Genomic DNA, 18,568 nt, shown 5'->3' with positions numbered 1-18,568 from the left:
ATTACGATATTCTCTTCTTTGTTTTGCGAAGTTTTCCTAGCAAATAGACGATTCATTTTTAAAGTGCGATCATACTTTTAAAGAGCGCTCTAAATTTCTCTTTATCTTCTGCTGTAAATGGTTTCGGTCCCTTTGTACGTTTACCACTTTTTCGAACCATTGCACTTAAATATCGTGTTTGTAACAATTGTTCAATGTTATCATTCGTATACTTATAGCCTTTATGGTGTAGTACGATACAGCCTTTTGCTAAAGCGAGCGAAGCAAGACCGTAATCTTGTGTTACGATTAAATCTTCTTTTTTTGCTAACTGCATAATTCGGTAATCAGCAGCATCTGCTCCGGAATCAACATATATTGTTTCCACACCTTTCGGCTGCTCTGCATTAGAATAATGAGAAAAACTAGTAACGAGTGTAACAGGAATTTCCGCATTCGTAGCTTCAAAAATAATTACATCTTTTACAGGACAAGCATCTGCATCAACGTAAATTTTCATTTTTATCACTCCTATAACTAGGTTCGTGTTGATAATAATGGTAGATTTAGGTTTTGTCAAATGAGTAATATCTTCCTCAATTTAATACGTATGTATTTTTATAAAATAAACGGATATTTCGAACTAAATAACGAATGTACTATAGATTTTAATAAGTGGTTATATGTAGTGATGTGAAAATTTCTTAATACGAAAGTATTAGGAAGTTTTATTTGAATTTCATTCTGCGGATTGATTTTTAATAGTGTTTATTTGGATAAAATAGCAATAGAATATATATAAATAAAATGTATTTTAAATTAGAGGATCATTTCATGTTACTGCTCTATGCAATGGTTTCAAAAGATAAGTAAGTCTGAAATTAATCAGGAGGGCCGAATGAGGAGTTTTGATTTATCACAAACAACTATTAATATATCAAAAAATGATCTTATTTATAAAACGAATGATAATAAGTATTGGGTGTATGAAGTGATTTTTCAATCGCATGAAGGCATACCACCTCATAGCCATCCATTTGGAGAAGATTGTGCGGTTGTGTTGTCAGGTCATTTGGATTATTATATTTCAAATAAAATAATGATTCGTGCATCAAAAGGAGAGATTGTGTTTGGGTGGAAGAACCATATACATGGCTATAAAAATAATGAAACAGAACCCTTGCATCTATTAATTTTCGTTGCGCCGAATAAAATTGGGCTAGAATATTTACCTGATGATGATCCAAAAATTGTGCACGTACCGGAAGAAAAGCGAATAATGAAGCTTTCCGAATATCAAGTAGTACATTCCCCTTTTTCTTCTTTTGAAAGAATAAAAATAGATGGTGAATATTCAGAAGCATATAATGAGAATGGACTTATGGTGTTTATTGATATCGAAAATAAACAAATGTATATATTTGAGGGTGAGAATGTGGAGATAAAAACTTCAAATCCCATAGTATTTATTAAGTATACAGCTAGATTGTGAGAATGGAGAGTTGCTTTTCTGTATTTATAATAGATATGTAGTTAAGGATATTAAAGAGGAATATTTTACAGAAAATAGGGAATGAGTTTTATTATTTAACTTGTAGACAACGAAATAGAAATGACCATTTATTGAGGAGAGCGATATTTATATGCAGTTATATTTTTATAATGAAAACTTCAGAAATATAATAAATCAATATACATTGTCAGAAGAGCAGCTTTGTTATACAGGTTTACCTAAAAAGCTTGTAAAACTATCGAGTGAGGATTCAGATCGGCATTCAATTTTAGCTATGAAAGATAATGAGCTTGTAACGTTTTTTGTTTTACATAAAAATGACGGGGTTAAACCATATACAAATAATGAAAAATCTATTTTAATAAGAGCATTTTCAACAGATTTTCACCATCAAGGGAAAGGATATGCAAAACAAGCTTTAAAGATATTACCTGACTTTGTCCGAAATAACTTCTTAGGTATAAATGAAATTATTTTAGCAGTAAACGTTAAAAATGTAGCTGCACAATCTTTATATGAAAAATGTGGTTTTTGTGATAATGGGGTTAGAAGGATGGGGCGGAAAGGTGAATTAATCATAATGAGTTACAATTTATAAGAATCATTCTTAGAAGTAGGGAAGAAAGATAAAGAAAAACGAAAAATTTCGAAAAGAAAGCCCCTGTATCAATCATCAGGAGCTTTCTTATAATTTAATTTTGGAATGAAGCTTCTTTTCATTATTTTTTGTTTACTTATTATCTGGAGTTAATGAATAAAGAAGTTTTAAATGTATTAAAAAGTTATTTTATTTCCCACAAACCAAAATAGCCTCACGTAAACGAGAAATCCCTTCCTCAATTTGATCAATATTCACTTTTCCATAAGATAAACGAATATAACCATCTTTCGCGCCGAAAATACTCCCTGGCATAAAAGCAATTTCTTGTTTTAAACTTTGCATAATGAGTTGTTTTTCGTTTATAGGTTCTTTTAATTTCCCCCAAATGTATATACCACCAGTAGGGTTTGAAAAAGAGATTTTATCATGAAGTTGCTTGTTTAGGGCACGAACGATAACGTCTCTTTTTTCTGCTAGTTGTTTTCGTAACGGTACGATATGCGACTGAAATGGTACAGTTTCAAAAAATTGTTGCATAAGCCACTGTGGGAAAATGCTCATACCTAATTCCATTTGGTGCCTTGCGTCGGATAACCTTTCTACTACAGACTGCGGGGCAACGAGCCAACCAACTCGTAAGCCTGGTGCAATCATTTTTGATAAAGAATGTACATAAATGACAGTTCCATTTTCATCAATTGATTTCAAAGTAGGGCAAGGTTGTTTCTTTTCTAGCGTAAGTAAACTAGACGGATCATCTTCCACAATCGCAATTCGTAAGTCTGCACAAAGTGATAATAGTTTTTTTCTACGGTTTGGATGAAGCATCGTCCCCGTAGGGTTTTGGAAATTTGGATTTAAAAAAATCATTTTAATACGGTGTTTTCTATATAACTCCTGTACATCATCTGGGTTAATCCCATGTTCATCAACAGGTAATGGGAAAATACGAATACCTGCTGATTGGAATAGAGGCAGGGAATAACAGTGTGAAGGACTTTCGAAAGCAACAGCATCACCTGGATTTAATAAACATTGCACGATAAGGTGAAGTGCTTGCTGTGCGCCAGATGTAATCATAATGGATTGTTCAGTCGCCTCAACTTTTAAATATTCCTTCATATATTTTACGACCGCTTGTCTTAGCGGGAGATAGCCTTGCGGATGATCGTAACTTAATGAATGCGTTAACGGTTGTTCACGTAAAATCGCTTGTAGTTGATCGTGGGGATAAAGATTACAACCGAGCTCTCCGTTTGCAAAATCAATAATATTTTCATTTTGTTGTACTTCTGCCCGAATATGGCGAAGTAGTGGTAAGTTTGGTAAAAAAGTACCACCTTCTACGAAATTTCTCCAGTTCGGCGTTAATGTTGGAGAAACACCCCACATATGTGTACTCACTCGTGTTCCTTTACCAGTCGTACTCTCTACAATTCCCATAGCACGTAGTTCATTATAAGCAGTCGTTACTGTACTTCTGTTTACATTTAACTGCGTAGCTAATTTCCGTTCTGAAGGGAGGAAGCTTCCTGGAGGAAGTTCTCCATATGTAATACGTTTTTCAATAAAGTCAACAACTTGCTGATAAATAGGGATTTTACTGTCACTATCTAGTTTCCATTCCATAAAAAACGCCTCCGTATCTCTTATATACATCAAGTATAGCAAATTGGCTGGGTAAAAAAACAGCCAATTGGACGGTGTTATATCCAGCCAATTTTACTATGCTAAATAGGGAAGGGGAGATTCGGATGAAACGATGGCAAATGGAATGGCTCCTAGTATCAGTTGCATTAGTATGGGGAGCAAATTATACAATAGGAAAGTATGGAGTGGCATTTATGTCATCCATTCAATTTAATAGTTTACGATTTTTAGTAGCATCACCGGTATTATTACTTATCACTTTTATGATGGAACGCTCATTACGTATTGAAAGAAAAGATTGGTTACGATTAGTAGCAGTCGGTATCGTTGGTACAACAATGTATCAAACGATGTTTATGCTATCTGTGAAATATACTTCAGCAACAAACGCCTCATTATTAATTGCAATGTCACCTATTTTTACAGGGATATTAGCAGTATTGCACAAACAAGAACGTTTTTCGATGAAAGTACAAATTGGTTCAATAGTGGCCTTTGTTGGTGCAGCATTCGTTTTATTAACAGGGCATACAGGAGGAGCTACTTACGAATATGCGTGGCTCGGAAACATAATTGGATTAGTCGCAGCGATTGCGTGGGGATGGTACCCAATATTAGCGCAACCTCTTATAACAAAATATTCCGCAATGAGAGTCACATCTTGGTCAACTTTAATTGGAATTGTACCTCTCGTTGTATATTGTTTATTCAACGTAAATACATTAACGTGGCCAGTAGACATGCCAAGCTGGGGGTCTCTAGCATATTCAATCGTCTTCGCGACAATCTTCGGACTTGCAATGTGGTATGTCGGTATTAGTAAAATAGGCTCAACGAAAGTAATGGTTTATATGTATCTTGTACCATTGTTCGCAGTTATCTTCGCGGCAGTAACTATCGGAGAGCAAATCAACATGATGCAACTCGTTGGCGGACTTATAATCTTTATCGGTTTATATGTTGTAAAAAAGGGTGGAATTCAAAAGCCAGCTCTCAATTTGAAAAAAGTAAGTTAACAATAAAAAGGATCTCTTTCATATAGAAGGAGATCCTTTTGGTTTTTGTAATAAAAGCGCTTGTTCAACAGCCCATTTTTGATGATCATGAATGAGAAGCTCTACAGCAAGTAAAGGAGACATCCACCGCAAAACATGATCTTCCTCACAGTTTTCAGTTTGTGTCTGCACCATGTTCGCAATATAAAAGAACCCATCGTTTAAATAATAAGTATCTTCTTTTTCCGAATAAAAATATCGCATTGCATTACCGATATATTGATTAATTTCAATTACCCATCCTAATTCCTCTAGTAGTTCACGATGTAAGCATTCATCTTTTGTTTCGGTACCTTCCATACCGCCACCAGGTAAAAAATAACGGTCTTCTTTTTGGATAATAGCAATGTTTGAAGAAGTTGAGTTAAAAATAATTGCATAACAACTAGGCCGTAATACATATTGCTCAGTAGGCTTTTTATAACCAAAAATAAGTTTAGATATCATAAAACACGTCACCTCTCTATAAAATACACAAAAGGAATAATAAGGTAAAAATAGAATTGTATAAGTATAATCTTACGAGATTGGAGTGATAACAAAATGATAAATCGAAAGTGTTCACGCTGTAAAGAAATTACAGGTACATTGCACGGTGGTAAAAAAATTAAGGAAGAATTTCTATGTGAGGACTGTTTGCAAAAAGGAATTGCGAGTGGAGAAATCGAATTATCACAAGTGGAAGAAAAACAAACTTCGTATCTTTCTATAAAAATATTAAAAATAATGAGTGTGATTTATTTAATAGGATCTATTTTAATGGCTTTTTCAACTGGTCCATTTATACATAACCTGGGGTTTGATGAAATGTCCATTTCAGGATCAGAATTAGGTTTAATAAGTATTGTTATGCTAGGTTCTATATTTCAGTCAGTTCTCGTATTTTGCGGGATATGGGTATTCATCCTATTAGTAGAAACAGTCATTAAAATTTATGAAAAAATGAAGTGAGTGAGAGGGAGAAACATATGCGAGTAAGAAACATCCAAGGGGAAGATTATGTAAAGATTCATTCTGTTTTAAATGATTGGTGGGGCGGGAGAGACATGGCTGCCATGTTGCCAAAATTGTTCTTCATTCACTTTCAAGAAACGAGTTTTATTATTGAAGAAGAGGGAGAAACGTTAGGTTTCTTATGCGGTTTTTTTTCACAAACATATAAAGATGAAGCATACGTTCATTTTATCGGTGTGAATCCGAAGTATAGAAGAAGAGGAATTGCATCGACATTGTATTCTTATTTCTTTGATATCGCTCGTGCAAATAACCGTAAAGTTGTAAAAGCAATCACGTCACCAGTAAATAAAAAATCAATACAGTTTCATAGGGAGATTGGCTTTCAAATTGAGGCTGGGGATGATGAGATAGAGGGTGTATCGGTACATACAAATTATGATGGGAACGGCGGGAGTAGAGTGTTATTTTTGAAAAATGTGTAAAGAGAGGCTAACGTGTTGTTAGTCTTTTTGTGATGAGGAGATAAAAGTATGGAGAATAAACAAAGTAGAAATGAGTATGTAAGACGCATACATACAGTTCAAGATTATATAGAATCAAACATAGACAGTTTACTATCCATTGAAGAGCTAGCGGATATAGCAGGATTTTCAAAGTTTCATTTTCATCGAATTTTTAAAGGAATAGTAGACGAGCCGTTATCACGATATGTAAATCGATTGAAGTTAGAAAGGGCAACAAACCTTCTTACATATCGATTGGATATGACGATTACGGATATCGCTTACCATTTTGGTTTCACAGATTCAGCAGTTTTCTCCCGTACATTTAAAAATTATTACGGAGTAAGTCCGTCTCAATATCGAAATCACAATAGCAAGAATTGCAAAGACGTAAGGGGAATTCCTCAATACAATGAATGTAAGAAGGTTCGAGGAAATGTTGAAATTGTAACAGCGGACGATATAAACGTCGCATACATAAGACATATCGGTACATATGAAGAGTTAACGCTAGCTTTTCCAAACATGATAGAGAAATTATTTCATTACGCAGCAGAGGAAAACTATCATGTATTTGAGGATACGAAAGTATTAACCATTTACCACGATCATCATGAATTTACTGAGGACTATCATTTAAGAACAAGTCTATGTGTAACAATTTCAGATGAATCCACAGTAGAAACGAACGACGTTGGAATAATGGTAATACCTTCTGGAAAATATGCAGTAGGACATTTTGAAATATTCCAAGATGAATATAAAGGAGCATGGGATTTCTTATACGGTGAATGGCTGCCAAATAGCGGATATAAACCGAGAGACTCGTATCCTTTTGAAGTATATAGAAATGATCCAAAGCAGCATCCAAAGCAGCATCCAAAGCATAAACATTTAGTTGATATATATGTACCTATCGAACCTTTTTAATTATTGGTTAAAGGGGAAGGAATAATGAAAACTGCTGAAAAGTTAGATCAGATTATAAAAGAAGAATATGAAAATATGAATGGTATGTTAGTAGTGCAGAAAGGTAATGTTATTTTTGAAAAATATTATAACGGTTACGGTCCAGATGATGCATTTCACATAGCGTCAGTCACAAAAACGATAATCTCTGCGCTAATTGGGATATGTATAGATAAGGGCTATATAAAAAGCGTTGATCAAAGAGTAATAGAATTTTTCCCGGAATATAACGTTAATTCATCTGAAGTAACAGTAAGCCATCTTCTAACGATGACAGCTCCACATCCATTCGTAGACTGGCAGGAACCGTTAGAAGAACTATGTACACAACAAGATTGGATACAATATACGTTAAATAGGATAGGAAGCGGCGGAGAAATTGGATCTTTTAAATATTCATCTGCAGGAGCTCATATACTATCAGCGATCATAACGAACGCAACAGGAAAAAATGCGCGTGAATTTGCGAATGAATACTTATTTCAGCTACTGGGCATAAGAGAAATTCCAAACTATAATATGAAAGCATTTGGATTTGATGACTTATTCGGAAAAGATGTGAAAGGATGGGTTCACGACCCAAATGGTATTTCGACGGGCGGCTGGGGACTAACGTTAACGGTTAGAGATATGGCGAAGTTTGCACAGATTTATTTGAATGAAGGTATTCATAATGGAAAACAAATACTATCAAAATCATGGATAAAAGAATCGACAGAAATGAACCAAAATCAATATGGTTATTTATGGTGGTTACGAGAAGAAGAGGGTGTCTATTCGTATTGTGCAATGGGTGATGGTGGGAATATGATTTGTTGTATTCCGGAGAAGGATTTGGTTATAGTAATTGCTTCTGAAATTATGCCGAATGCACGGGATAGATGGGAATTGATTGTGAAATATATTCTTCCTTGTATACAGTCAAATCAATAATGATAGCAAAAAGATGGTGTGAATTGGAGTTTCATACCATCTTTTTGTTTTATGACGGAAAGTTCAGGGGAATGTAAGAATTGTGTTAATAAATGTAAATATTAAGTTTTATCGATATGTGATTATTTTTTTATGTATAATGAGGACAAGGCCTAAAAATACTTAAATATTTAAGTGAATATTTTAAAAAGGGAGATTAAGGATATATGAAAAGCTTACTTCAAAAAACTTTAGCTGTTACAGGATTAACTGCTTCTTTATTAGGTATGGTTTCTTCCGTTTCATTTGCTTCGATTAGTTGGGATAATAATGCAACGTGGACAGGAAGCGGAGCAAAAGCTAAGGCAACTGCCTATACTGCGAAAAAGAACGAACCTCATTTTTACAAGATGACTGTAAGAGCTAGCTTTGATGATGGGACTTCTAAAGAGTTAGCATTGTATGATGCTAAAATTTCAGATCGTATAAACGTTAGCGTTGCATCCAAAGGACCGGTGACCAGAGGTTATTCGGGTCATGAATGGATAATGGTAGGGGATAGTGCGTACACTTCTAAGGAAATGGTAATTAAATAAAAATCAACAAAACCGTGAAAAAGGATATATACTTTTTTCACGGTTTTTAAAATGAGGAGGATATATGAATCTAGTAATAAAAGAAATAGTGGTGAACAAAGCGATATTCATTATGTTATTTATTACGTTTGTATTGACAATATGGCCGATACTTATCGCAATGTCGACGAAAGATTATTATGATGAAAGATTTTATGATAGTAAAAATGGTTATTTTAATTATTACTATTCCGTTCAACTTACTAATATGGGGGAATTCAATTTCAAACAATTTCAGACGTTAGTAGAATCTGATTTTAAAAACGCTAGCGTTATTACAAATGATATTCGTACTACTATTCCAGGTATCGGCCGAGTAACAATGAATGGTCTCCTTAATAAAAATTGGTCTCCACCATTGCTAAAAGGTTCTCAGATAGAACAACATGAGGAAAATAGTGTAATAGTCGGGAAGAAAATTTATAAAAATACGGAAACAATAAAACTATTTAATAAGGAATATACAGTTAAAGGCGTATCTGGAGTAAGTACCGAATATGAGTATAATATGAAAATTTATGTCTCTCTAAATGACATGCCAGATGAAGTGAAACAAGTGATACAAAATGAAAAGACATTCCAAATGATCGTTCGTTCTAACGAAAACCCTAAAGAAGAGATAGAAACTTTCATACAGCATTTAAAGCAGAACAATACAGATATAAATGCCAAAGTGATTAGTGAAAAAGAGAACTATGAGAAGGAAAAAAACTCTAGTGAAGCCGTAGAAGAGTTACTCAGTTTTCCAAATAGGCTTTTATGTATAGCTTTAATTACCAGTATAATAGTCAGTTATTATTGGATTTATACGAAGAAAAAGAGTTTGTCGTTAAGGAAAGCTTTGGGAGCAAGTAATGTAAATCTTTTTATTTTTATATTTAGTCAATTGTTTTTATGTGCAATCGCTGCATCAGTCTGTGCAATATGCATTCAATGGATTTTTAAAACTTTGAGTGGAAATATTTTAGAGTTTACAAGTTATAGCATTAGTTTACAATCTACTCATATTGTAATGTGTGTATTTCTTTCACTTACTATAGCTTTTATCCTCTCTGTAATACCATTTGTATATGTGATTAAAAGTGAACCTGCTAAAGCATTAAAGGAGTAAACATGATGAGAATAAAAAGTGCGTTCCTAGCATTAAAAAAGAGATTTCTATTTTCGGTACTTCTTCTAATACAGATTACATTTGGATTAGCAACTATAACGAGTTCAATTAATGTATTTTATAATTTACACCATCTGAATGATAAATCCAGCTCGGTATTAAATGCGGATAAAACATATTTAGTTACTTTTGAAATGACGACAGATAAGTTACAAAGCAATAAATTTAATAAAGAGCAAATTCAAGAAGTTTATAAAACGTTTCAACAAAATAAAGATGTGATTTCGTATGGTACATACGAGACGAGAGTTATTGAAATAGAGTCAAGTAATAGACCATTTCAAAATAGTATGATTACTGATTTGAAACATAAAACGTTTCGCGATGACAGACCTACTATTACAACAATTTTTGTAGATGAAAATTACTATAAAATGTTACAGTTACCTTTAAAATCTGAAGAAGGTTTCTTGCATGAAGATTTTCAAAAAAATAGTGAAGAGAAAACAAAGGTTTTAATGGGTTCATACTTTAAGAAATATTTTCAAGTTGGAGATACAATTAATAATCAATATACAATTACAGGCTTTTTGCCGGAGAATAAATTTATCGTAAATAATAATACGACGAACGCATATTCGAAGTTGGATTACGTAATGATAATACCTATGTCATCTAATAGAGTTGAAAAATATGAAGCAATGTTTTTAAGACTACATCAAAGTACAGTTTTATATTTACGAAAAGATGCAGATGTAAAGAAACTAGAAGAATCAATTCAACTTAAAGGAAACGGCGGTACGTTTTATTTAAAAAATTTGGGTGATGAAATAAATGAAGATGTTACTTTTAACAGCTATTCTGAAATACCTCAATTGATAGTCGGAATCTTATTTATTTTATTCTCAATCGTCGGAATTGTAGTAACGACTATTATTTCTATCTTGATGAGAAAGCGGGAATTTGGTATAAAAATAGCTTTTGGCGAAAGTAAATTTGGAATGTTTATTCAAATTGTTCTAGAGAACATTATTGTAGCAATAGTTGGCTTAGGGATGTCACTAGTTTACTTTTCATGGAGATATGGGGTTCTATTACAAATGTCGAAGGATTTAAAGGAATCAACGGTATTAGACTTTAAATTGAATATGCCTATATTATTTTTAGTATTTCTATTCTTATTATTGATCATCGTTGTCTCAAATGTAATTGTCTTCTTATTTATTAGAAAGCTTGAACCAAAAACATTAATAGGTGGGATGGAATAATGAGTTTAATTGTATTGAAAGACATTAAGAAGGTGTATAGTAACAAGAACCATAACACGTTCGCGTTAAACGGTATAAACTTAACGATAAATAAGGGCGAAATTATAGCGATAATGGGTCGGTCAGGCTCAGGGAAAAGTACGCTATTAAATGTTATAGGGTTAATTGATTTGCCAAATGAGGGTGAATATACGTTAAATGAAAAAACATTAACTGAAATTAGAGCAAATAAAGTTCATAAAACAAGAAATGAAATGATCGGATTTATTTTTCAATACTTTGCATTGTTAAAAGAACATACTGTACTGGATAATGTAGCGCTACCACTCACATATAGAAAGCTAAAGCAACGGGAAAGAAAAAATAAGGCGAAGTTCTATTTAGAAAAAGTAGGTTTAAAAGAACATATGCATAAAACACCGGACGAGCTATCAGGTGGACAACAGCAGCGCGTCGCAATTGCTAGAGCGTTAGTAGGTGAACCAGAATTAATATTGGCTGATGAACCGACCGGAAATTTAGATAGAAAAACAGGAGAAGAAATTATGAATTTGCTATTACAACTGAATGAAGAAGGCCGAACGATTATTATTGTAACGCATGATATTGAAGTAGCGAATAAGTGTAATAGAATTATTGAGTTAGTTGATGGGGAAGTTGTGCGGAGTTAGTAATTCAATAATTATATCTAATTTAAGAATCCGTATTGATTAATTTTTCAAAATGGATTCTTTTTATTTGTAGGATTAAAGTAAAATAACAAATCCTCCCGTAACTTTTTATAACAGAAATTCGTTTAACAAAAGAAAGGATTTTTAATGATGAATGGGGGAGAACCATGAAAATTTTAATACTAGGTGGTACACGATTTTTGGGAAGAGCTGTTGTAGAAGAGGCTTTGAACAGAGGGCATGAAGTTACATTATTTAACCGCGGAACAAACAAAGAAATTTTTCCTGAAGTGGAGCAGCTTATCGGTGACAGAAATGGTGATGTATCAAGTTTAGAAAATCGAAAATGGGACGCGGTAGTCGACACGTGTGGATTTTCTCCGCATCACATTAGAAATGTCGGAGAAGTCTTACAAAATAATATAAAGCATTATATATTCATCTCAAGTCTCTCCGTATATAAAGATTGGATTCCGCATGATATTAAAGAAGATTATATATTACAACCCGAACTTACGGGTGATCAAATAAAGGCTGTAGAGAATGGTGAAGTTTCACCTTATGAGTATTATGGTGCACTGAAAGTATTATGTGAAAAAGAAGCAGAGAAGTATTGGCCGGGGCGTGTATTACACGTAAGAGCAGGACTTCTTTCAGGAATGTTCGATTATACAGATCGACTTCCATACTGGATCGGGCGTGTAGCAAAGGGTGGGAAAGTATTAGTACCAGGAAGAAAAATTCGTCCCGTGCAATTAGTTGATATAAAAGATGTCGCGAGATGGGGGCTAAATATGGCAGAACATAATAAAGCAGGAACATTTAATATAACAGGTCCGAATGATGAATTGACGATGGAAGAGCTATTAAATACGTGTAAAAAGGTTACGAATAGCGATGCTGAATTTGTTTGGGTAGACGAATCATTTATGAGTGAACATAATGTGCAGCCTTGGACAGAAATGCCTTTGTGGATTCCAGAAACTTTCCCATTAGATGGTGAGACGAAGCCGTGGAGAGGCGGGTTTTCTATTTGTATCGAAAGTGCGGTTAATGAAGGGCTTACTTTTAGAAGAATAGAAGAGACAGTTACAGATGTGTATGAGTGGATGGAGAGTACGGAAGAATGGGAATTAAAAGCAGGTATTTCAGGGGAAAGAGAAAAGGTGTTATTGGATAAGTGGTATGAAAGAAAGAGAGTTTAAATAAGAATCTTGTGAAAAAAGGACTCTGTTTATTGAATAAACAGAGTCCTAATATAAATCTACCACTCAATTGGTTCTTCTCCGTACATCTCCCATAGCTTAGGAAACATCTTTTTTAAACCTTCTTCATCGTCTTCATCCCAATCTAACTCGATATCAACTTCCTCAAACTCTTCATTTGTTAAGACGTGGTATAGTGTAAAGTATGTATCATCTTCATCCCCAGTCTTCTCCATGTAAACTTCTTGCCCGAAATATAGAGTAAGTTCTTCAATCTCTGGGACGTCATACTCACTCAAGTTTTCTAATACAGGAATTAATCGTTCTGGATTTTCAATACAAGCTTCGTATGTCTCTTTTCCTTGATATAATAACCATCCGCGGAAGTAATCGAAAGTATCATCTGAACAGCCACCCATAATAATATAGGCTGCTGCCCATAAACGGGAGGTATAGGAGTCTTTCAAAAGGCGATGCATATGCGTATCAAAAGCTACAATTTCATGTACTGTACGTTTAGCAAGGTGGGAAGTAAGCCATTCTATTTGTTCTTCTTGGTCCTCACCTTTCGTTTTTGCCCGATGAAGTAGTTCCCAAAATTCTTCTTCGGTTATCGTCTTTTCTTTTATGTAATCTTCCCCTTGAATAGGGTCTATATATCCTTTTTTACGTTTGGAAGCAACTAGTTTATTAGCTTCTTTCATACATTCTTCTTCTGTTTCAAACTCTTTCGCTTTCACACTGCCAGCTGTGCCAATTTTTCCGTAAAACACAACATAGTCTTTTTCTTTCACAACGATTTTCCAAAACTTATTTGATTTCTCAGTTTGCTGGATTAATAACGTTTCCATCCGTACCCCCATAATGTTTTCTAGTGTGCAATATGATTGTAACATATGTATATACACTTGTAATGATGAAAAATAATAGTTTAGAAAATTCGAAAATCATTGAATGAAGTGAATAAATTTAGTAACCTTATTTGTACAGTAATTACATAATTGTTTTGTAATAATTCGATATTTATATGAGGGGGCATTACGGATGGATCTTACGTTTAAAGTTGAGGAAACATGTTTTAATTACCGCGTTGGAGCAATTTGTAAACAGGATAATAAAATACTTATTCTTCAAAACAAAGGGGAAGATTATTGGTATGTACCAGGCGGAAGAGTGAAAATGCTAGAAAATAGTGAAGCTGCGTTAAAACGAGAACTTGCAGAAGAACTAGCTGTTCCTATGAAAGAGAAGAGATTAATATGGACAGTAGAAAATTTCTTTACACTTTCTGAGCGAAAGTTTCATGAGATTAGTTTTTATTATGAAGTAGAGCTACATGAATTACCTGCGAATGGAGCGGATCAATATATTTTGGAAGAAGAGGGTAGAACGTATTTGTTTAAGTGGGTGCCGGTAGAAGAGTTAGATGCATATAACTTACAGCCTGCATTTATAAAAGAGAAAGTAAAGGATATAGCAGTTCATACAGAACATATCGTTTTACAAAATTAAATGTATTCGGAGGGGAAAAGGGTGAAGGGGACTAAAAAAGAAATACATATAGATGATAAAGTAATTCGTTACACACATATCGAAAAAGGTTCTAGTAGGATTTGCTTTATGTTCTCAGGTTCAGGATACAATTACGATAAACCGTTATTTTATTATGCAACGATGTTAATGCTTGAACATAAAATAGATGTTATACATATTCATTATTCCTTTGATGGACAATTAATGAATAAACCAATGGAAGAAGTAACGAAAGTAATGATGGATGATATTCATCCTATAATGAAAGAAGTATTAAAAGATGAGCAATACAACGAGACTTTGTTTTTAGGGAAATCACTCGGAACAATTCCGATTGCAAATGATTTAATGAGGAGAGACGATTTTTTACAGTCAAAAATGATAGTACTTACACCTTTACTAACTTTTGAATCTATTTTTGAATCTATTTTACATAGTAGTCACGAAGGGCTTTTAGTTATTGGGGATAAAGATCACCATTATAATGCAAATCAAATTGATCAGTTATATAAAACGAATTTAACGATCGACGTTGTCAAAAATGCAAATCATTCTGTAAATGTTGGGGAATATGAAACAGAGAATTCAATTGAAGCGATAGCAAATATAATAGAAAAGCTTAAAGAAGTTGTTAGGAAAAAATAACTTATCAATACATGCAAAAAGAGGTGCGAATTGCACCTCTTTTACTTTTAATAAGCCTTCAACACATGAAGCAAATAATCTTTTCGGTTCAGCGGATTATAATCAACACGTTTTCGAGTAGGGAAGGGAGCCATAAGCTTTGTGAAACCAGCTGGCTTCGTTGTAAATATGCCTTCTCCTTCTGTAAATGAATGTAGTATTCGTTTGAAACTCTCTGTTTTCGCAACAGGTAATGATCCTGTTAACTGATAAGAATTGTAATGGAATATAGGCTCTGCAAAAGTTGCTGGAACGGCAGCGAGTTTATACATTGCAGTACTAATTGCGTGCTCCGGTACAGTTAATTCAAACTCATTTACTGGTTCATATACATATGTTTCAGCTTGCTTTAAAGCATCCATTAATACGATCGGTGTCAAATTTCTAAAGTCACTTGCTGTTGTAACAGGACTAGCATAACCAGTATGTGTTAACGTGACGATAATATCTGTAACTTCCCATCCATATAATCCTTGTTTTAACGTTTGAAATACCGTATCTTCAATCGCTTTATGGAATGCTAAAGGTAGTGATCCGAGTTCAACCCCTAAGTGATATGTTACGCCAGAGTTAAGTTCACCACGTTCAACTTTGAATCCGACTGTTGCGTAAAATGGATTCTCTTTTTCACCCATTACTTCAACAGAATTGCCTAAGCCAATTGGTTTCTCGATACATACAACTCGCGTATTTGAAAAAGTAACTTGCAAATTATATTTCTCATAAAGTGTTGTTTCAATTACTTCTCTTTGTACCTCACCGAAAAGGCGAATGTATAGTTCATTATGAACATCATCTTTCCACACTATAATAAGTGGATCTTCTTCACATAGCTCCATAAGTGCAGCGTATAAATCATGAATTCTTTCTTTTGATACTGCATCAATGGAAGCTTCCATTTGTGGTTCGGCAAAGTGAATATCTTTTATATAATCCGTACGTTCACCAATAATATCACCAATTTTTATATCATTCAGTCCCCACACTTTGCAAAATTCTCCGCTAGGAACGATAGTAGATTGAACAGCATTTCCGCTATGAAACATACACATTTTTTTAATCTTTTCTTTATGTGGTAGAGACTCATCGCGCTGTATATCAACATATTTTCTAACATGTAAGCTACCTGAAAAAACTCTTATATAAGCAACCTTTTCTCCAGAAGGTTCACGTTCAATTTTAAAAACAACACCGGATAATGGTTCCTCTTGTGCCGATGTAAGAGCTGGCATTAGGGCCGGAAGTTTGTCAAGTAGTTCTGTTACTCCTATACCTGTCATTGCTGAACCGAAAAAGATTGGATACACACTTGCTTGCTGTATTTGCTGTTCTAGTTTTTCTCTTAATAGTGCGTCCGGTATTATTTCGTTATTTACATATGACTCAAGTAATGATTCATTAAATGGTGCTAACAGTTCCATACAATCGTCATATGATTTATATTCAATGATCCGGGCTTCTTTCGCTCCTTCGTTTAGAACAGAGTAGAAGGGGAATGCTTCATTTGAAAGAACCTCTTTTATTTGTTTCATAACTTTTTCAGTGTTTGCTCCACTACGATCAATTTTATTAACGAATAAAATTGTCGGTATGTTTAGTTTCTGTAATGTTCGCATTAAAATTTTTGTTTGTGCTTGCACACCTTCAACGGCAGAGATAACTAAAATCGCACCGTCTAGAACGCGGAATGATCGCTCCACTTCAGCTATAAAATCAGCGTGTCCAGGTGTATCAATGACATTTATTTTTACATCATCAATAAAGAAAGAAACGACAGATGCTTTAATCGTAATTCCGCGTTGTCTTTCTAATTCCATTGAGTCAGTTTGTGTATTACCACTATCTACTCGGCCAATTTCTTTAATCACATTCGTTTCATAAAGAATACGCTCAGTCAAACTCGTCTTGCCAGCGTCTACGTGCGCGACAATCCCTATATTTATTGTTGTCATATATCAATATCCTCATTTCATTTTCCATTTTCATTTCCTCATTTCTATTTGTGTATTGCCGCATTATCAATCACTCTCCAGTTCTTTAAATTAGTATTATTATAGTGCAATTAACATTATTTGTAACGCTACAAAGCGCCTTAATTTGGAAAAAATAAAATGAAAACAAAATGCTTGCATTCTAAATCGATATAGATTATATTAATTGACATATCAACTATTGATACATCAAATGTTTTCATTTTGATTGTAAAGGAGGGGTAATTTGACAAGTTCATGCTCAAAAGAAGCGATTATTTTATATAAATTACACTTTCTAAATAAAGAAGTAAGTTCGAAATTTGAAGGGTGTACGGGTATGAGCCAGTCTCGATTAGAGCTTATACTTCAGTTATATGAAGTAGGTGAAATTAGTCAAAAAGCACTTCAGCAAGAAGTGAATATTGATAATGCTGCGATAACGAGGCATTTAAAGCAGCTTGAGGCCAATGAGATGATTGTAAGACGTAAAAATCCAGATGATAACAGAATTACGTTAGTTTCTCTTACTGAAGAGGGACGAAATAAAATTCAAGCGTTTCAAGAGGAAAAAGAACGTTTTGCAGCATCTGCATTTAAAGGATTAAGTGAAGAAGAACGCGACAATCTTTTAAATATGTTAAACCACATTCAAGAAAATATAAAAGAATTATAAAAAAGGGAGAATACAACTATGACTAACTCAGTAAAAACAAATGATTTTAACGAAATTTTAACAGGACGTCGTTCAATTCGTAAGTACGACCCTTCAGTGAAAATTAGCAAAGAAGAAATGACAGAAATTCTTACAGAAGCAACACTTGCACCATCTTCAGTAAACATGCAACCATGGAGATTCCTTGTGATTGAAAGTGACGAAGCAAAAGCAACACTTGCACCACTTGCGAAATTCAATCAATCTCAAGTAGAAACATCTTCAGCAATGATCGCTGTATTCGGTGACTTAAACAACTTTGATAACGCAGAAGAAATTTATGGTACAGCAGTAGAGCGCGGACTTATGCCAGCTGAAGTAAAAGAAGATCAAATGAAAAAACTTTCAGCTTATTTCTCAATGGTTACACCAGAAGTAATGAAAGACACAGTACTAATTGACGGTGGTCTTGTAGCAATGCAATTTATGTTAGCAGCTCGTGCTCACGGCTATGACACTTGTCCAATTGGTGGTTTTGAGAAAGATCAAATCGCAGAAGCTTTCGGACTAGATAAAGACCGTCACGTACCAGTTATGTTAATTTCAATCGGAAAAGCTGCTGACAGTGGTTACCAATCAGTACGTCTTCCAATTGAAAAAGTTGCAGAGTGGAAGTAATTTTAAAGAAATAAGTGGA

At 34.0% G+C, this 18,568-nt stretch carries 21 protein-coding genes; 16 read left to right on the top strand and 5 right to left on the bottom strand.

The window, feature by feature from the left end:
- Positions 1 to 58: 58 nt before the first annotated feature.
- Positions 59 to 499, bottom strand: coding sequence for a YaiI/YqxD family protein (locus QCI81_RS02240; protein WP_000708761.1), 441 nt, complete (start codon positions 497 to 499; stop codon positions 59 to 61).
- A gap of 378 nt (positions 500 to 877) precedes the next feature.
- On the opposite strand from QCI81_RS02240, the gene QCI81_RS02235 reads away from it, so the two are divergent.
- Both QCI81_RS02235 and QCI81_RS02230 read left to right on the top strand, forming a co-directional pair.
- Positions 878 to 1,471: a cupin domain-containing protein gene (locus QCI81_RS02235; RefSeq protein WP_001255984.1), complete on the top strand. Its 594-nt coding sequence runs from the start codon at positions 878 to 880 to the stop codon at positions 1,469 to 1,471.
- A gap of 151 nt (positions 1,472 to 1,622) precedes the next feature.
- Positions 1,623 to 2,090: a GNAT family N-acetyltransferase gene (locus QCI81_RS02230; RefSeq protein ID WP_001177778.1), complete on the top strand. Its 468-nt coding sequence runs from the start codon at positions 1,623 to 1,625 to the stop codon at positions 2,088 to 2,090.
- 189 nt (positions 2,091 to 2,279) lie between these two features.
- On the opposite strand, the gene pdxR is transcribed toward QCI81_RS02230, so the two are convergent.
- Entirely contained in the window at positions 2,280 to 3,722 is a 1,443-nt protein-coding gene (pdxR, locus tag QCI81_RS02225) for a MocR-like pyridoxine biosynthesis transcription factor PdxR (RefSeq protein ID WP_071732006.1), read from the bottom strand.
- A gap of 125 nt (positions 3,723 to 3,847) precedes the next feature.
- On the opposite strand from pdxR, the gene QCI81_RS02220 reads away from it, so the two are divergent.
- Positions 3,848 to 4,759, top strand: coding sequence for a DMT family transporter (locus tag QCI81_RS02220; protein ID WP_053564117.1), 912 nt, complete (start codon positions 3,848 to 3,850; stop codon positions 4,757 to 4,759).
- 18 nt (positions 4,760 to 4,777) lie between these two features.
- Here QCI81_RS02220 and QCI81_RS02215 read toward each other — a convergent pair whose 3' ends face one another.
- Positions 4,778 to 5,245, bottom strand: a complete 468-nt coding sequence (locus tag QCI81_RS02215; protein WP_071732007.1) for an NUDIX hydrolase — start codon at positions 5,243 to 5,245, stop codon at positions 4,778 to 4,780.
- Between the two features lie 96 nt (positions 5,246 to 5,341).
- Here QCI81_RS02215 and QCI81_RS02210 point away from each other — a divergent pair, with 96 nt between their 5' ends.
- From QCI81_RS02210 to QCI81_RS02170, 9 genes are all read left to right on the top strand, one after another.
- Positions 5,342 to 5,749: a DUF3980 domain-containing protein gene (locus QCI81_RS02210; RefSeq protein ID WP_000610492.1), complete on the top strand. Its 408-nt coding sequence runs from the start codon at positions 5,342 to 5,344 to the stop codon at positions 5,747 to 5,749.
- Between the two features lie 17 nt (positions 5,750 to 5,766).
- Positions 5,767 to 6,237, top strand: coding sequence for a GNAT family N-acetyltransferase (locus QCI81_RS02205; RefSeq protein WP_069355841.1), 471 nt, complete (start codon positions 5,767 to 5,769; stop codon positions 6,235 to 6,237).
- Between the two features lie 48 nt (positions 6,238 to 6,285).
- Positions 6,286 to 7,188, top strand: a complete 903-nt coding sequence (locus tag QCI81_RS02200; RefSeq protein WP_071732008.1) for an AraC family transcriptional regulator — start codon at positions 6,286 to 6,288, stop codon at positions 7,186 to 7,188.
- A 24-nt stretch (positions 7,189 to 7,212) separates the two neighbouring features.
- The gene (locus QCI81_RS02195; protein WP_071732009.1) at positions 7,213 to 8,160 is read left to right on the top strand and encodes a serine hydrolase domain-containing protein; all 948 of its coding nucleotides are present in this window, start codon (positions 7,213 to 7,215) and stop codon (positions 8,158 to 8,160) included.
- 206 nt (positions 8,161 to 8,366) lie between these two features.
- Entirely contained in the window at positions 8,367 to 8,735 is a 369-nt protein-coding gene (locus tag QCI81_RS02190; protein WP_023522327.1) for a hypothetical protein, read from the top strand.
- 64 nt (positions 8,736 to 8,799) lie between these two features.
- Positions 8,800 to 9,885: an FtsX-like permease family protein gene (locus QCI81_RS02185; protein ID WP_071732010.1), complete on the top strand. Its 1,086-nt coding sequence runs from the start codon at positions 8,800 to 8,802 to the stop codon at positions 9,883 to 9,885.
- 2 nt (positions 9,886 to 9,887) lie between these two features.
- Entirely contained in the window at positions 9,888 to 11,153 is a 1,266-nt protein-coding gene (locus tag QCI81_RS02180) for an ABC transporter permease (RefSeq protein WP_053564122.1), read from the top strand.
- Positions 11,153 to 11,824: an ABC transporter ATP-binding protein gene (locus QCI81_RS02175; RefSeq protein WP_043936994.1), complete on the top strand. Its 672-nt coding sequence runs from the start codon at positions 11,153 to 11,155 to the stop codon at positions 11,822 to 11,824. Before QCI81_RS02180 ends, QCI81_RS02175 begins: the two co-directional genes overlap by 1 nt.
- A 167-nt stretch (positions 11,825 to 11,991) precedes the next feature.
- A complete protein-coding gene (locus QCI81_RS02170; protein WP_071732012.1) occupies positions 11,992 to 13,029 on the top strand; it encodes an SDR family oxidoreductase in 1,038 nt (345 codons plus the stop codon).
- 59 nt (positions 13,030 to 13,088) lie between these two features.
- On the opposite strand, the gene QCI81_RS02165 is transcribed toward QCI81_RS02170, so the two are convergent.
- Positions 13,089 to 13,880 carry a DUF4240 domain-containing protein gene (locus tag QCI81_RS02165; RefSeq protein ID WP_071732013.1) on the bottom strand — a complete coding sequence of 264 codons (792 nt, stop codon included), beginning with the start codon at positions 13,878 to 13,880 and terminating at the stop codon, positions 13,089 to 13,091.
- A 193-nt stretch (positions 13,881 to 14,073) separates the two neighbouring features.
- On the opposite strand from QCI81_RS02165, the gene QCI81_RS02160 reads away from it, so the two are divergent.
- Entirely contained in the window at positions 14,074 to 14,541 is a 468-nt protein-coding gene (locus QCI81_RS02160) for an NUDIX hydrolase (RefSeq protein ID WP_053564126.1), read from the top strand.
- A complete protein-coding gene (locus tag QCI81_RS02155) occupies positions 14,542 to 15,207 on the top strand; it encodes an alpha/beta hydrolase (protein WP_146632317.1) in 666 nt (221 codons plus the stop codon).
- Positions 15,208 to 15,254: 47 nt separating this feature from the next.
- Here QCI81_RS02155 and QCI81_RS02150 read toward each other — a convergent pair whose 3' ends face one another.
- A complete protein-coding gene (locus QCI81_RS02150; RefSeq protein ID WP_353810603.1) occupies positions 15,255 to 17,198 on the bottom strand; it encodes a GTP-binding protein in 1,944 nt (647 codons plus the stop codon).
- A gap of 265 nt (positions 17,199 to 17,463) precedes the next feature.
- On the opposite strand from QCI81_RS02150, the gene QCI81_RS02145 reads away from it, so the two are divergent.
- Positions 17,464 to 17,892: a MarR family winged helix-turn-helix transcriptional regulator gene (locus tag QCI81_RS02145; RefSeq protein ID WP_000204172.1), complete on the top strand. Its 429-nt coding sequence runs from the start codon at positions 17,464 to 17,466 to the stop codon at positions 17,890 to 17,892.
- A gap of 18 nt (positions 17,893 to 17,910) precedes the next feature.
- Positions 17,911 to 18,549: a nitroreductase family protein gene (locus QCI81_RS02140; RefSeq protein ID WP_000185375.1), complete on the top strand. Its 639-nt coding sequence runs from the start codon at positions 17,911 to 17,913 to the stop codon at positions 18,547 to 18,549.
- The last annotated feature ends 19 nt before the right edge of the window (positions 18,550 to 18,568 follow it).

It is taken from the genome of Bacillus cereus group sp. MG20 (assembly GCF_040459885.1).
Taxonomy (GTDB): domain Bacteria; phylum Bacillota; class Bacilli; order Bacillales; family Bacillaceae_G; genus Bacillus_A; species Bacillus_A cereus.
This window is presented reverse-complemented; position numbering and strand designations above follow the sequence as displayed.